The 15,802-nt window shown below is 36.7% G+C and carries 14 protein-coding genes; 8 read left to right on the forward strand and 6 right to left on the reverse strand.

Annotated elements, in window-relative coordinates; genetic code table 11:
* The first annotated feature begins 16 nt into the window (after positions 1–16).
* On the forward strand, positions 17–1,765 hold the full coding sequence (locus SB49_RS04615; RefSeq protein WP_062054301.1) for a carboxypeptidase-like regulatory domain-containing protein: 1,749 nt from the start codon (positions 17–19) through the stop codon (positions 1,763–1,765).
* A gap of 458 nt (positions 1,766–2,223) precedes the next feature.
* On the opposite strand, the gene ychF is transcribed toward SB49_RS04615, so the two are convergent.
* Positions 2,224–3,318 (reverse strand): redox-regulated ATPase YchF, encoded by a 1,095-nt coding sequence (ychF, locus tag SB49_RS04620; RefSeq protein WP_062054303.1) that lies wholly within the window; start codon positions 3,316–3,318, stop codon positions 2,224–2,226.
* A gap of 365 nt (positions 3,319–3,683) precedes the next feature.
* Here ychF and SB49_RS04625 point away from each other — a divergent pair, with 365 nt between their 5' ends.
* Complete coding sequence (locus SB49_RS04625; RefSeq protein WP_062054305.1) at positions 3,684–6,500, forward strand: TonB-dependent receptor; 2,817 nt, start codon at positions 3,684–3,686, stop codon at positions 6,498–6,500.
* Positions 6,501–6,886: 386 nt separating this feature from the next.
* Here the strand turns inward: SB49_RS04625 and SB49_RS04630 are convergent, their stop codons facing one another.
* Positions 6,887–7,240, reverse strand: coding sequence for a 4Fe-4S dicluster domain-containing protein (locus tag SB49_RS04630; protein ID WP_062054307.1), 354 nt, complete (start codon positions 7,238–7,240; stop codon positions 6,887–6,889).
* Positions 7,241–7,306: 66 nt separating this feature from the next.
* On the opposite strand from SB49_RS04630, the gene SB49_RS04635 reads away from it, so the two are divergent.
* From SB49_RS04635 to SB49_RS04660, 6 genes are all read left to right on the forward strand, one after another.
* On the forward strand, positions 7,307–8,368 hold the full coding sequence (locus SB49_RS04635; RefSeq protein WP_062054308.1) for an acyl-CoA reductase: 1,062 nt from the start codon (positions 7,307–7,309) through the stop codon (positions 8,366–8,368).
* 70 nt (positions 8,369–8,438) lie between these two features.
* Positions 8,439–9,503: a 3-phosphoserine/phosphohydroxythreonine transaminase gene (serC, locus tag SB49_RS04640; protein WP_062054309.1), complete on the forward strand. Its 1,065-nt coding sequence runs from the start codon at positions 8,439–8,441 to the stop codon at positions 9,501–9,503.
* A 31-nt stretch (positions 9,504–9,534) separates the two neighbouring features.
* Positions 9,535–10,485: a D-2-hydroxyacid dehydrogenase gene (locus SB49_RS04645; RefSeq protein WP_062054310.1), complete on the forward strand. Its 951-nt coding sequence runs from the start codon at positions 9,535–9,537 to the stop codon at positions 10,483–10,485.
* 77 nt (positions 10,486–10,562) lie between these two features.
* Complete coding sequence (locus tag SB49_RS04650; protein WP_062054311.1) at positions 10,563–11,195, forward strand: DUF937 domain-containing protein; 633 nt, start codon at positions 10,563–10,565, stop codon at positions 11,193–11,195.
* 88 nt (positions 11,196–11,283) lie between these two features.
* Positions 11,284–11,745: a DUF6146 family protein gene (locus SB49_RS04655; RefSeq protein ID WP_442983569.1), complete on the forward strand. Its 462-nt coding sequence runs from the start codon at positions 11,284–11,286 to the stop codon at positions 11,743–11,745.
* A gap of 34 nt (positions 11,746–11,779) precedes the next feature.
* Complete coding sequence (locus SB49_RS04660) at positions 11,780–12,097, forward strand: DUF6787 family protein (protein WP_062058859.1); 318 nt, start codon at positions 11,780–11,782, stop codon at positions 12,095–12,097.
* Positions 12,098–12,400: 303 nt separating this feature from the next.
* Here SB49_RS04660 and SB49_RS04665 read toward each other — a convergent pair whose 3' ends face one another.
* The 4 genes from SB49_RS04665 to SB49_RS04680 all read right to left on the reverse strand — a co-directional run bounded on the left by SB49_RS04665 (position 12,401) and on the right by SB49_RS04680 (position 15,738).
* Positions 12,401–13,276 carry a sterol desaturase family protein gene (locus tag SB49_RS04665; RefSeq protein ID WP_062054314.1) on the reverse strand — a complete coding sequence of 292 codons (876 nt, stop codon included), beginning with the start codon at positions 13,274–13,276 and terminating at the stop codon, positions 12,401–12,403.
* Positions 13,277–13,345: 69 nt separating this feature from the next.
* Positions 13,346–13,816 (reverse strand): monoheme cytochrome C, encoded by a 471-nt coding sequence (locus SB49_RS04670; protein ID WP_062054316.1) that lies wholly within the window; start codon positions 13,814–13,816, stop codon positions 13,346–13,348.
* Positions 13,817–13,820: 4 nt separating this feature from the next.
* Complete coding sequence (locus SB49_RS04675) at positions 13,821–15,041, reverse strand: sulfite oxidase (protein ID WP_062054318.1); 1,221 nt, start codon at positions 15,039–15,041, stop codon at positions 13,821–13,823.
* A 97-nt stretch (positions 15,042–15,138) separates the two neighbouring features.
* Positions 15,139–15,738, reverse strand: a complete 600-nt coding sequence (locus SB49_RS04680; RefSeq protein ID WP_062054320.1) for a class I SAM-dependent methyltransferase — start codon at positions 15,736–15,738, stop codon at positions 15,139–15,141.
* Between the last annotated feature and the right edge of the window lie 64 nt (positions 15,739–15,802).

The following is a 15,802-nucleotide window of genomic DNA, read 5'->3' on the forward strand; positions in this document are numbered from 1 at the left end:
TCTAAAAATCAAAAACATGAAAAAATTCATCCTTTGCCCCGTTTTATGCCTTTTTGCAAGTCTCGGCTTTGCACAAGAAAACTTAAAAACAGTATTTGGTACCGTTTCTGACGATTTTGGGGAGCTAAGGGATGTAAATATTTCAATTGAAGGAAAAACAAATACTGCGATATCCGATGCTAACGGAAAATATGAGATATCTACCCAGGCAGGAGATATCTTGGTATTTAACCGCATGGGTATGTTGCCATTGGAAATTACGGTAGAAGATGTTACAAGAGTGCTGAATGTTAGAATGTACGAAAAAACAGAGAATTTAGAGGGGGTAACCGTAACAAAATCCTTAAAGAATCAGAATGAATTAGCCATAGAATATAGAACCAATCCTAAGATAATAAGATCAGCTTTTGGTTATTGGGATGCTGACGCAACCAGTTTTTCATTGCGTGTAATTGATAAAAAGCAGATTAATCCAGGTGCTTTTGATTTGGCAACGGTTATCCGAAGTAGGTTTCCTGGAATCAAAGTAATACGCTCATCTGATCTTATGGAAACAAAAATCATGTTACGTGTTCAGGGGAGTTTAGGCCTGAAGCCTGCGGGCTATGACATCGACGGATTAATTACCCAACAGTTCCCATTTTTTATTGATCCCCAGAATATTGAGCGTATTGCCATAGTAGCTTCTATGAATGGTCTTACGAAATATGGGACTTTAGGTAATGGTGGTATAATAGTGATCAATACAAAAACTGCGCGCTTTGAACCAAAAGATGAAAATGGTGAAATTATTGATGTGGCTCGTGTTCATGACAATAAATACTTCGACAATGTACTCGAAAATAAAGATGTGATCAATGAGCCAACATACCTTCAAGATTTGAATACTGCAAAAGATCTGAAGGAAGCTATTTCCATATACAATGCTAATGCAATAAAATATTCAAGTTCCTATTTCTATTTTTTGGATGCTTACGACTACTTTGCCAATAAAATTAAGAATCAATCTTTTGCCGAAAATATTATCTCTGAACATTGGTCATTATTTACAAATAATCCCGTCAACTTAAAATCATTGGCATATATGTACCAAGCTAGAGGTGAGTATGAAAAGGCCAACCACATTTACAAAGAGGTCTTTAAATTGCGACCTAATTATGCGCAGTCTTATTTGGACCTAGCAAACAGTTATCAGGAAATTGATGCCTACCAGAAGGCAGCTTCTATATACTCTCGATATGGATATTTGTTGGAGGAAGACTTTCTTAACGATGACCAAAAAATCTTTACACAGATTATGGATCGGGAACTGAACAACCTTATTAAACTCAAAGGCAATGAACTGCTATCAAAGGACCACAAAAAAAAGTTTATCCTAGACGAATATTTCGATGGTACACGGCTAGTATTCGAATGGGCCGACAGTGAAGCTGAGTTTAATTTACAGTTTGTCAATCCCGAAATGCGCTATTTTAATTGGAACCATAATAACCGAGATAATGCTGAAAGAGTCAAGGATGAAAAATCCTTGGGATATGCAACCGAGGAATTTTTGATAGATAGTTCCATTAATGGCAATTGGCAGGTGAACATCAACTATTTAGGCAACAAAAGCCTTACCCCTACCTATTTTAAGGTTGATATCTACTATAACTATGGCAGCCCATACCAGAAGAAGGAAACCAAAGTATTTAAACTGAGCCTTAAAAACATTAACCAACGCCTGTTCCAGATCAACAGTGGTAATGTCATAGTTTCTAAATAACAGTTGTAGTATATTCTGATGAAAACTTATTATAGATCTAATGATCTGGGGATTTTGTCCCAATTTAGTTCCAAAGATTTACTACCCAATGACAGATAATGAGATACTTGTTGGTCGTAACGCATTATTTTTTTAGATGTGTTGGAACTTTTTACGTGTATTACAAAATGGCCTCGCTTTTAAAGTGAGGCCATTTCTAATTGTAACTATGTTTTTAAATTACTGGTGATTACTCCAAATAGGTCCTTGGCGATGCTATGGGCAGACTATTTCAAAAATCTTACCTCGTATCCAATAATTGCAGACAACTTAAACACACTACATTAACAAAGGTTAGTTTTTGATCTATTTATTTAATTACAGAATTGATCGTCTTCCAATTGGCTTTAAGATCGCTGTAGGTTCAAATATATGGACCATCATAAACCAAACATTACCTAAAAAAACAGGTAAGCTACCTACACATTAAAACGAAAGTGCATTACATCACCATCTTTTACAATATACTCTTTGCCCTCTACTTTCATTTTGCCCGCCTCTTTAACCTTGGTTTCACTTCCAAAGGCAACAAAATCATCATAAGCGATCACTTCTGCACGGATAAATCCTTTCTCAAAATCGGTGTGAATTACTCCAGCTGCCTGAGGCGCCGTAGCTCCTACTGGAATAGTCCATGCCCTTACCTCTTTGACACCTGCCGTGAAATAGGTTTCAAGATTTAATAATTTATATGCCCCGCGAATTAATTTGGCAGATCCAGGCTCTTTAAGACCAAGATCTTCCAAGAACATTTGTCGCTCTTCATACGTTTCCAGTTCAGTAATGTCAGCCTCAGTTCCCACTGCCAAAAATATTACTTCTGCATTCTCGTCCTTGACCGCTTCTTTTACTTTATCCACATAGCTATTTCCAGTAGTGGCCGACTCTTCATCTACGTTACAGACATACATTACAGGTTTATCTGTAATAAACTGCAATGGCTTTACAAATTCGTTTCTGTCTTCTTTGCTAAATTCAAGGGCGCGAATAGAAGTTCCCGCTTCTAATCCTTGTTTAATTTTCAAAAGTACAGCCTCTTCCTTTTGCGCTTCCTTATTTCCAGTTTTGGCAGCACGTTTCACTTTTTCAAGCTTTTTGTCTACCGTTTCAAGATCTTTTAATTGCAATTCCATATCAATAGTCTCCTTATCTCGAATAGGGTTGATAGATCCATCTACATGGACAATATTGTCATTATCAAAGCATCTCAGCACATGAAGAATTGCATCTGTTTCACGGATATTGCCCAAAAATTGGTTTCCAAGACCTTCTCCCTTACTTGCTCCCTTTACCAACCCGGCAATGTCAACTATTTCTACTGTTGCTGGCAATACGCGCTCCGGATTGACCAAAGATTCTAATTTCTCCAATCTCGAGTCGGGAACATTTACTACCCCTATATTAGGTTCTATGGTACAAAAAGGAAAATTGGCGCTTTGTGCTTTCGCATTTGATAGACAATTAAAAAGTGTTGATTTACCTACGTTTGGTAATCCTACAATACCTGCTTTCATTCTTTCATTCTTTTGAGGGTGCAAATATAGTTCTAAAAAGCAAATATGTAAACATCAAATCTACAAACAATAACATGAGGGAAAGGCCCATTCACTTAATTATGATTTAAAAGTTGAGGCATCTTTATATCCATGAGGAATAGAAAAAGATATATCATAATTGAAACTGTCTGAATTTCTAGTCCGAATGGTAAGGGTATGATTTAGTAGAAAATTATCCCTATCTAATGACGAATTAAAAAATCAACCTCTCTCATTATTGGTCAATCATAAATATTAGTCTGTACGTAATAATTCATAAAAAAATGTTAATTCATAAAATTTTCACTATTTTCGTCAACATATTAACTCAAACTTTAATTTATATGAAATTGTTTTATGCTTTTACAGCATTTCTTTTACTGTCAGTTACTACTGCTTTTGCGCAGAATTCGGTTTCTGGAACAGTAAAAGATGACGCAGGTTTGCCCCTGGCAGGAGTGAACATTGTAGAAAAAGGTACTAATAATGGAACATCAACCAATTTTGATGGGAACTATGAAATATCTGTGGCAGATAATGCCACATTGGTATTCAGTTATGTTGGATTTGCAACTACGGAAGTGAATGTTGGAGGTCAGTCAACAATCAATGTTACGCTTGCAGAAGGAATGCAACTGGAAGAATTTATTGTAGTAGGTTCACGTACAGCACCTAGAAGTAATGCGGACACGCCCTTACCTGTAGATGTTATTGGAGCCAAGGAATTGACTTCCACTGGACAAATGACCTTTGACAAGGCCTTGCAGTACAGGATTCCATCTTTTAACACGGTACAAACTCCGGTAAATGATGCGACCTCCTTATTGGATCCTTATGAAATAAGAAACATGGGACCAAGTAGAACATTGATCTTGATCAACGGAAAAAGGAAAAATTTAAGTGCCTTATTATACACCCAGACTTCACCGGGTAGAGGTGAAACGGGTGCTGATATCTCAGCAATCCCAACAGACGCCATCAAAAGAGTTGAAATACTAAGAGATGGAGCTTCTGCGCAATATGGTTCTGATGCCATAGCCGGGGTAATGAACATTATTCTAAAAGATAGCCCAAATGTAGGTTCAGCAACAATTAGAACTGGTATTACCTCTGAAGGTGATGGTGAAATGTTTGGAGTTGCCGTTAATAATGGGACTAGCATTGGTGAAGACAAAGGTTTTGTAAACTATACTGTGGACCTTTCAAAGGTAAACATAGCGAACAGACCAGGTACAGTTGATGCCGCTGGAGAATTTGGTGATTTTTTCGACCCTGATGCAGCCGAATTGTTAACGTTATCTGATGTGGAAGAATTTTTATCAAGAAGACCTGATGCCGGCAATATAAATGGTTCTCCTGAAACGGCAGCTGCTAAATTTTCAGTAAACTTTGGTTACGACTTAAGTGAAAATACTGAATTATATGGTAATGCGGCTTATGTTTATAAGTCAGTAAACAGTTTTGCCAATTACAGAACGCCTTATTGGAGAACATTAGATGAAAATACTGGATTTCCATATTTAGCGGATTTTTTTCCTGGAAACAACCCAAATAATAGAAATGGATATGATGGGTATTTACCAACTTTTGAAGGGTTGTTAAGTGATTACAACGCTACTATTGGTTTTAAATCTACTATCAATGACTGGAACATAGATGCTAGTTTTACAACTGGTGGAAATACACAGACTTACAAAGTGAATAATACACATAATAGAAATTTTGTATACTCTCCTTCTACTTGGGTTGATACCAATGGTAACGGATCTATAGATGATGGCGAAGTAACCGAAGGTTCTCAATTGTACAGAGAGAACAGTCAGCAGTCATTCGATCCGGGTGGAACTGCTTTCTCCCATAATGTAGGGAATATAGATATTTCAAGAATACTTTCTGATAAAGTAAGTATAGGTGTTGGTGCTGAGTTCAGGACCGAAACCTTTGAAGTTATTGAAGGTGAACTAGCTTCTTATGATGGTGGAGGTGCGGATTCCTTTGCAGGTGCATCCCCTCAAAATTCTGGTAAATTTAACCGTTATAATATTGGTGGTTACTTTAGTTTGGATTATGATGTATCTGATGAATTTCTATTAAGTGGAACTATTCGTACTGAGAACTATTCTGATTTTGGTAATGCTTTTGTATACAAGTTCAGCTCACGTTATAAAGTTAGTGATGCCTTTACTTTAAGAGGTTCGCTTTCTTCCGGTTTCAGAGCTCCTACCCTTCACCAAATCTTTACTCAAAAAGCCCAGTATAGCTTTATTCCGGGTCAAGGTATCCAAGTTGGTGGTTTAATCAACAATGTATCTACTCAGGCAAAATTATTGGGTATCCCTCAATTGGATGCCGAAACATCTCAAAATTTCACAATTGGATTTGGTGGTAAAATCGCGGGTGGATTTAGCTATACCCTTGATTATTACAATATTACTGTTGAAGACCGGATTGTATTAGGTGCTGAAATAAGTGCTACTGGCGATGCTAATAATCCTTTGGATGTTCTTTTAGCATCCAATAACTTAAGTGATGTCAGTTTCTTTTCGAATGCACTTGATACTAAGACGTCAGGGATAGACGCCGTATTGAGCTATCAAAATATTGCCTTAGGCCAAGGGTTACTTGATTTAAACTTATCTGGGAACTATACACTTCAAAACGAACGTGATGGTGCTGTTAAAGACATTCCTTTAGTTGCCAATGCGGGACAGTCAGTTGTAAACGATACCCAAGAGGCTCTGTTTTTTACTTCTAGACCAGTGACAAAATGGATTTTAGGGGCAAATTATGACATCAACAAGTTTGGGATCTCTTTAAACAACACTTATTTTGGTAAGACTACATTCCAGCAACAAGGAATGGATAGTAATATATTTACAGAGTTTACACCAAAAATTGTAACCGATTTGGGGATTAATTATAATGCAACTGAAAAACTTACTCTTGCACTTAATATAAATAATATACTGGATGTATTACCTGAATGGAGCTTTAAATCTAAGAATGCGGCAGGAGATGCTATTTTAGCAGATGCTGCTCAAGTACAAAATCAGTCTAACCTGATTACATTCAACCAACGTTACTCTCAAATGACTTATGATGGATACCATTTTAGTCAATTAGGAACAATGTTGAATTTTTCAGTGAACTACAGATTCTAGAAAACTATCATGTATATTGAAAAAAGCTACCTATTTTTAGGTAGCTTTTTGTTGTTACTTACGTATCTCAAAATTATCCAAGGCATCTACTACCATCTTTAATGAATTATAATACCGAATACAAAACCATAACAGTAATACGTAAAACAAATAAGGTAAATTTTATTCTGGCGAAGTGGTGGTCTTGTTTACTTGGTTAGTGACTTAAATAATTAAATCTACTGTAAAAAATACCAATTTTTGTAGTACTTCGGAAGGAAACTCCATAAAAAAGCACTACACCCAATCACTAAAGGCTTTGATACTTTTGTGAACGTTGCTAAAAAAAGCAAATAAAAAAAGCCCAATCGTCTGATTGGGCTTTTTTTTATTAATAATACCAATTATTATCCTTCTGGGTGCATAAAACGCTGCTTTGCCAGTAATTCTTCTTCTGTTTCCACATGACTGTCATCTGGAACGCAACAATCCACCGGACATACTGCGGCGCATTGTGGTTCTTCATGGAAGCCCATGCATTCCGTGCACTTGTCAGGAGAGATATAATAAATTTCGTCACTTATTGGCTCTTGTACTTCATCGGCATCCACTTCAGAGCCATTTGGCAATACCACCTTCCCGGATAAGGAAGTACCATCACTATATCTCCAATCATCTGCTCCTTCGTAAATTGCGGTATTTGGACATTCCGGTTCACAAGCCCCACAATTTATACATTCATCAGTTATTATAATTGCCATATTTTTCTTTTTCTATTGCTTACTTTTGCACAAAGGTAAATCCTATTAAAACACTATACAAATATAATGACTGAGCTTGAACTGAGATTAGAAGCATTTGTTAAACTTGGTGGTTTGTTCCGAGAGTTTTGTGAATTTTCCAATAAAAGTGATCACAATCAAGAATCCGCTAATGAATGGTTTATACAATTCGATGAAACGATTACTTTAGCTGGACATAAAAATGGATGGTTCATTAAAGATAATATCCTTTTTTGTTTAGAAAAATGGGGAGCACTTTTGACTGAAGAAAATCTTGTCAAATGGCTGTCACACTATGATATTGATCAAAATAAACCAAAGACTGTCGCTCTGATAATGGCCGGCAATATACCTTTGGTCGGTTTTCATGATTTTATGGTAACAATTTTAACAGGGAACAAAGCCTTGATAAAATTATCCTCCAATGATAATGTCCTACTGCCCTTTGTGATAAAATATTTAATCGACATTGCCCCTACTCTTGAAAATAAAATTACCATTACTGAAGGCCAAATGAAGGGTTTTGATGTAGTGGTTGCCACTGGAAGTGATAACACTTCAAGATACTTCGAGCATTATTTTGGAAATAAACCTAATATTATTAGAAGAAACAGAAATTCAGTGGCCGTTCTGACGGGTAATGAAACCACAGCACAATTAAATGCGCTGGGAGAGGATATTTTCAGATACTACGGGCTTGGTTGCAGAAGTGTATCCAAGCTTTTTGTTCCCAAAAACTATAATTTCAATGTCTTTTTTGAGGCTATCTTTTCCTTTAACCCAATAATTAATCAAGTAAAGTATTCCAACAATTATGATTACAACAAGGCTGTTTATCTAATGAGTGAATTTAAGTTACTGGATAATGGTTTTTTAATGCTCAAAGAGGACGAAAGTTATTCTTCCCCCATAGCCACTGTATTTTACGAGACCTACGATTCGCTAAACGATTTGGAATTAAAACTTAAAAAAGAAAAGGAAAAAATACAATGCGTTGTTGGCAAGGGGATTATAGATGGGGAAATTGCGTTTGGAGAAACGCAGAATCCAAATTTATCGGACTATGCCGATGGGATTGATACCGTAGAATTTCTGATAAACGCATAAAATTACTTGATTTTACCTATTTAATTTGGTCATAATTAATGAACTTTACCACTTAAACATTTCACCACCCATGAAAAAACATAATTTTAGTGCAGGACCTTGTGTCCTTCCTCAAGAAGTAATACTTAAATCAGCCGAAGCCATACAGGATTTTAATGGATCGGGGTTGTCTCTAATAGAAATATCTCACCGTAGTAAGGATTTTGTAGCTGTTATGGATAAGGCTCAAGCCTTGGCTTTGGAGTTGTTGGGATTGGAAAACAAAGGCTATAAAGCCCTCTTTTTACATGGAGGAGCAAGTCTTCAGTTTTTAATGACCGCCTATAACCTATTGGAGAAAAAAGCAGGATACTTGAATACGGGAACTTGGAGTGATAAAGCGATAAAGGAGGCCAAACTTTTCGGGGAGGTACTTGAGGTAGGTTCTTCCAAATCTGAAGGCTACAACCATATCCCTAAGATGTACGGCGTACCCAATGACCTAGATTACTTACATTTAACCTCGAACAATACAATTTACGGAACACAAATAAAAAACTTCCCAAATGTAAATGTCCCACTTGTTTGTGATATGAGTTCTGACATTTTTTCGAGACAGCTCGACTTTTCTAAATTTGATTTGATCTATGCCGGGGCACAAAAAAATATGGGTCCAGCAGGGACTACTTTAGTCGTGGTAAAAGAATCCATATTAGGAAAAGTGAGCCGAAAGATTCCCTCTATGATGGATTATCAGGTACATATTTCCAAAGAAAGCATGTTCAATACCCCTGCCGTATTTCCTGTATATGTTTCCATGTTAACCCTGGAATGGCTTAAAAACTTAGGTGGTATCCAAGCTATCGAAGAGATAAACAATAAAAAGGCACAGTTGTTATATTCAGAAATAGACTTAAATCCTCTTTTCAAGGGATATTCCGTAAAAGAGGACAGATCTACCATGAACGCCACGTTTAATCTTACGGATGAAAAACTTCAAACTACTTTTGATGCCATGTGGAAAGAAGCCGGCATCAATGGTCTAAGCGGACACAGGTCTGTAGGAGGATACCGCGCATCTATGTACAATGCCCTAACTTTGGAAAGCGTTGGCGTATTGGTAGATATAATGAGTGAAATGGAAAGAAAAGCATAATTAATAAAAAGATTATTCAAGATAGATGAGCATGAAAATACTGGTGAACGATAGAATATCACAATCTGGAATACAGGCATTGCAGAATGCAGGTTTTGAAGTTAATACCACCAAGGTTGCACAAGAACAGCTAATAAACTATATCAATAAAAACGCTATTGAGATTCTTTTGGTTAGAAGTGCCACTGAAGTAAATAAAGAAGTTATAGACAACTGTCCCTCCTTAAAAATAGTAGGTAGGGCCGGTGTTGGCATGGATAATATTGAGGTTGAATATGCCAAGAAAAAAGGAATTAAAGTGATTAATACCCCAGAAGCATCCGCAGCTTCTGTAGCGGAACTTGTTTTTGCCCACCTGTACAGTGGTGTACGATTTGTTCATGATTCCAATAGAAACATGCCGTTAGAGGGAGATAGCAAGTTCAATATGCTTAAAAAAGCATATTCCAAAGGCTTGGAACTTAAAGGAAAGACCCTGGGAATTGTTGGTTTTGGAAAAATTGGTCAGGCTACAGCAAAAATAGCTCTAGGCATTGGTATGAAGGTGATGTATCATGACCATCATAGAGAAGAAATCACTGTTACTGTTCCCTTTTTTGATGGACAGTCCGTATCCTTTGTTTTAAAGAATAATTCTATGGAGGAGCTCTTGAAATCTGCAGATTTCTTTTCCATGCATGTTCCAGCCCAAAAACATTACGCTATAGGCAAGAAGGAATTTGAATTGATGAAAGATGGCGTAGGAATTATAAATACTGCACGAGGAGGTGTTATAGACGAAGTGGCTCTTGTTGATGCCTTAGAAAATGGAAAAGTACTTTTTGCAGGCTTGGACGTTTACGAATCCGAACCAAATCCTGAGATAAGGATCCTAATGCACCCTCAAATCTCCCTGACCCCGCACATAGGAGGCAGTACTATTGAGGCCCAGGAAAGAATTGCTATGGAATTGGCGAAATTGATCATCGATACTTCCAAATAATGGTGGTGATAAGTGGTATCCGTTAGTTGTTATTCATTTTCGTATATTAGGAATCCAATAAACATAATTAAAAAAACATGTCAGGATTATTAGAGTTATTAGATAGCCCAATGGGCAAACAATTAATTGGTGGAATTGCTGGACAAACTGGTAATTCTGAAGAGAAAACGGCCGATGTACTTAGCATGGCAATGCCGCTGTTGATGGGGGCCATGAAGAAAAATGCATCTACCCCACAAGGGGCAGAGGGCTTGTTGGGTGCCCTAAATTCCAAACATAATGGAAGTATTTTGGACAATCTTGGAGGGTTGTTCAATGGTGGTGTAGATCAATCGGTTATGAGTGATGGCGCAGGAATACTTGGGCATTTATTAGGGAACAAGCAGGCACTAGTGGAAAATACTTTAAGTCAAAAATCAGGTTTGGATGCAGGCTCAGTGGCTGATATTTTAAAAATAGCTGCACCCATATTAATGGGGTTTTTAGGTAAACAAAAATCTCAGAACAACCTTGACGATGCTAACGGGCTAAGTAGTCTCTTGGGCAGTATGTTAGGAGGGCAGCCACAACAAAATCAAAGTTTGATCACTAGTTTACTAGATTCTGATGGAGACGGAAGTGTCCTTGATGATGTTGCCGGCATGGTATTGGGCAATACAAAGAAAAAAGGAGGCTTGGGAGGAATGTTGGGAGGTCTGTTTGGGAAATAATAGGATTTCGAAATAAGAATATTTTAACAAAACCACCCGTCCTCTCAGGTGGTTTTTTTGTACCTTAAATACTATAAAATCGATGGTTATGTTAATTAAATCGTTCCTTAAAATTATAGTATTATTTATTGTTATAACCCTTTCCATTGGTAGTTGTACCAGTAACAAACAGGCCGTGGACCTTGCAGATAAAGAAAAAATGGCCTTTAATCAAAAAGAAGGGGATACCATAACAATTGCCAATGACAGCTTAGAATATGACATAATTATCATTGAACCTGGTTTTAATTTCTGGTTGCGATCTATTGCAAAACCCAGACAATATTATTCAAAATTCTTTTTGGAAAATAGAAATGATATTTACGTAAGGGAATGGAACAATAGGGTGCTACAACCACAACGTTTTGACCCCAACCTTTATGAACTTCAAATCAATTATGATTCGAATACGGATTATGGTTATGAGGTAAACTATAAGTTATATAATTATTTCATCTATTTCCAACGCAAATACAAGCAACGATTGGGGCCTTTTGTTCCTAGAATATAAAAGCTTTATCTTTGCGCGAGAATTTAAAAAGGATATGAAGAAACTAAAAGAACGTTGGGGCATAGATACCAACTTCGAAGTCATCGTCATTTTATTAGTATTTGCAATTACCGGTTCTAGCTCAGTTAAAATTGCAAGACCTCTTTTGGAAGCAATTGGGTTTAGCAGATCTATTTTTCCTGAAGATGGTATTTACTCCTTCCTTTATTGGACTACAAGAATTCTTATCATTTTTCCAATTTATCAACTTCTGTTGGTACTTTTTGGATGGTTGTTTGGTCAGTTCAAATTTTTCTGGAATTTCGAAAAGAAAATGCTCGGAAGATTGGGCCTAGGCTTCTTATTCAAGTGAAATTATAGTTTATCATTGCCCCTATTTTTTAATTGCATTTGTTCAGTTGGTGAAGAAACCGGATTTAAAAACATCTTTTATAAATCTACGCCGCTTTATAGATAACAGTTAATAGTAAGATTCCCTAGGTAATTAAATTATGGTATCCTTTTTACAGCCATAAGCAGGTTTTGCGGAAGTCCTTCGCATCTACAGGGTAAAATAGAATGTGCTTTCGGAAAATTCAAGATCTACACTTACTAAATACCCCCATAGAAGCAGTATTTATTTATATTTTGTAGGAGCCCTATTTATATTTTTTATTTATTTCTTAGAAGTGCGAAAACCATGTGTCACTTGCCCTAAAAAACCCTTAGGAAACTTTTCATCCCCTTTAAACCCCAATTCAATGTCTCCACTATCTTCAGGAATATAACTGGTTTTGAAAATATAGTCCCAAAGACTAAGGCTTATACCAAAATTTACGCCATAAGTACCCTTAGGGAGAGTATATGCATGATGGTAAAGATGCATTACAGGATTGTTGAATACATATTTTAATGGCCCCCAGGTAATCTTAATATTTGAATGATTGAAATGCCCGATACTAATGGCAAGAAAATGGACAATGTAAGCCTGTTCTGGCTCAAATCCCCCTAAAACCATTACTCCAAAAGTCTTTAACGGTTTGTAGAACACGTTTTCCATCCAATGATATCTCAAATGTGCCGCAAATCCCATCTCCTTTACGGAATGATGGACCTTATGAAATTTCCATAAAAAGGCATATTTATGAAGAAGAATATGTGTAAACCACTGCACAAAATCCAATACTACAAAAAATATCAATAATTGAAAAACCATTGGAATTTTGCTTAAATCCAATATGGCCAAGCTCTTGGATGAAATTCCAATATCATTAAAGAATACCCCCAGTAGCTTATAAAAACCACTGATTACTATAGCGAAGATGAAAAAGTTAAAGAACATATAGAAACCATCCATCCAAAAATCTTTTCTAAAAACAGACTGGTATTTGCGCCATGGGAATAAGATTTCCAAAGTCCATACCAACAAAGAAATAGCTATAAGTCCCCAAAAGTAATTAGTGTACCAGGGCACCTCCATAAGAATGGATTTCCATGTCCATTCTAAGGTTCCTATGAAAGATTTAATAAAAGCTTCTGTATATTTTTCCAAAATAAAACGTTTTGTTTTACTACTATGCTAAGTAGTAAAATAGATGCATTCCTTACATCAATATCTTTTCTATTTTAATGGGTACCACTCTATATCCCTTAAACCTTCCCTTCTCCCTTTTTTTACTGGACCATAGTTTTTTGCCAGATAATCTACTATTACACCTTCATTATCACCAAGGTCCCATAAGTTTTGGGTTTTCTGCATCCATCGTATGGTGGCTGTCCACCCTTCTTTGCTCATCCTATTTTGTGTCACCAATTTAGAGGAATGACAATTCGTGCAATTATTTATTACCTCCTGCATCCCATCGGATTCTACAAACCCTGTCCTTACATGTATTCCATTTACTATTCTCTCCGCATCCTCTTCAATATTTACATATTCAGTATCATCATTGGAAGTATCAGATAAGGTTATTCCTGCCTCATCATAAAAATAAAAAACAACAGCAAGTAGCACAACAAGTACTAAAAACCCACTGATGAGAAGTCTATAGGGTGACTTAAAGTTTTGTTTATTTTTTTCTGACTTTGCCATTTATCTATACCACTTTAACTGCTATTCTATGGCAGGCATTATTTAGGTATCCCTTAGGATTCCATCCAGGTACAAGCATGGGTTGTGCCATGCCATTACTGTCAATCGCTTTGGCCCATACCTCGTAATATCCCTTTTTGGGAAATTGTATTCCCGTCGAAAAATGTTGCCATGCCAATCGGTTAATAGGCTTTTCAAGAGAGCAAGAATTCCATGTAGCACCAAAATCAATAGAATACATCACTTTGGAAACTTCCAGTTCTCCCGCCCATGCATGTCCCCTAATCTTTAAGGTTGTTCCCGACTCCAGTAAAGCACCTGATTTTGGATAGGTAATCAATGATTTCACCGGCATAGATTCTATAATCACCATTTCCGAATCTTTTACCTCCTCTCCTGGAGCCACTGGATTTTTTGGCACTCTATAAGAAGAGCCCGTCATTTTTTCCCCGTCATGTTCTTTATTCCTAATGCTGATCCTGTTGATCCATTTACCTGAGACTGATGCGGGCCAACCTCCTGCCACCAAACGCAGCGGATATCCATGGGCAAGGGGAATATCCCTTCCGTTCATCTGAAAGGCCAGTATTGTTTCATCCATCAATGCTTTTTTCATAGGTACTCCCCTAGAAATTGGCTCCTTATTCGGGTCACGAGTCAAATGAAGGTCTTGGGCGTGATATCCTATGTATACGGCATCTTGCTTTACTCCAACATCCTCAAGCAAGTCCCTTAGCCTAATCCCTGTCCAATTGGCACAGGATATGGCACCTATCGTCCATTGATTGCCTTTGGCCGGCGGATCAAATTCATTACGTCCATTTCCTCCACATTCCAGGGTAAGTTGATACGTATATATTTTAAATTTTGATTTAAGCGCTGCTAAGGTGTAGGTCTTTTTTTGTTTTACGGATTCTCCATCAATAGTAAGTGTCCAGTTTTGTGCATCAATATTTTCAGGAATTAATCCATTATTTCTAATAAACATCGATTTGTTGGGGGTAATCCTATCATCCAAAAAATGTGCTTTGGCCTCTATATTCCATGGTTTGTCATTTAATACCACCATTTCCTTGTCCTTGGCGAACATTTTATAAGGATCATTGTCTTGTAGGGCCAATGGCATATAATCCAATGGTAAGGAGGATCCAAATACAATTTCGGTTCCAATGATTCCCGACATGGTGCCTAAAGCTACCTTACCAACAAAATTTCTTCTCTTCATAAATCCACAATTAGCAATTGTATTTAAGCTACGTATTAAAAATAATAAAATAAAGATACATATTACCGGACCTAAAATATAAGTCCACTAATCACCATTAATTCTTTTGGAGTACCAGGGTAGTCATGCATCTTTCATCATGGACATTTGTTGTTTTTATGGGTTCCAAAAAGGTAAGATTAAATTTGGCCATGAAATTATCCAATAGCTTTCTTGTCAACAAAAACCTTTGAGTACCATCTGGGATGGAAAAAATACCATTTCCTTCGGCCTCGACTAAATCTTCTATTCCAATATTGGAAGCCATTCTAATAAATAAAGATCCATGCACCTTCAATACCCTCAACATTTCAGCCAACATTCCAAGAAAATGTTGTTCATTCCTAGCAAAATGCAACACCGCATTGCAAATGATATGATTGAATTCACCATTGGTATAGGGCATCCCATCTAGTTCAGATACCACGAATTGATCACTACAATTTGGATAAATTTCTTTTACCGATCTAATAGTTAACAATTCTCTATCCAATGCCCAAATATTATATTGATTGTGATAAAACCAGTACATATTTCTTCCTGAGCCACAGCCTGCATCCAATATTTTATCTTCCTTTAGATACCGACCTTTTACAATCTGATCCAGCAGATAGATATCTAAGTTCCCTAGCATGTTTTTTAAATCTGAGTCGGTCATTGAGCTATTGATCTTTCTATTATGGTACAAAACAAAAAAAAAGACCCAATCTCAGAACACTTAT

The sequence above is a fragment of the Sediminicola sp. YIK13 genome (assembly GCF_001430825.1).
Lineage (GTDB): Bacteria > Bacteroidota > Bacteroidia > Flavobacteriales > Flavobacteriaceae > Sediminicola.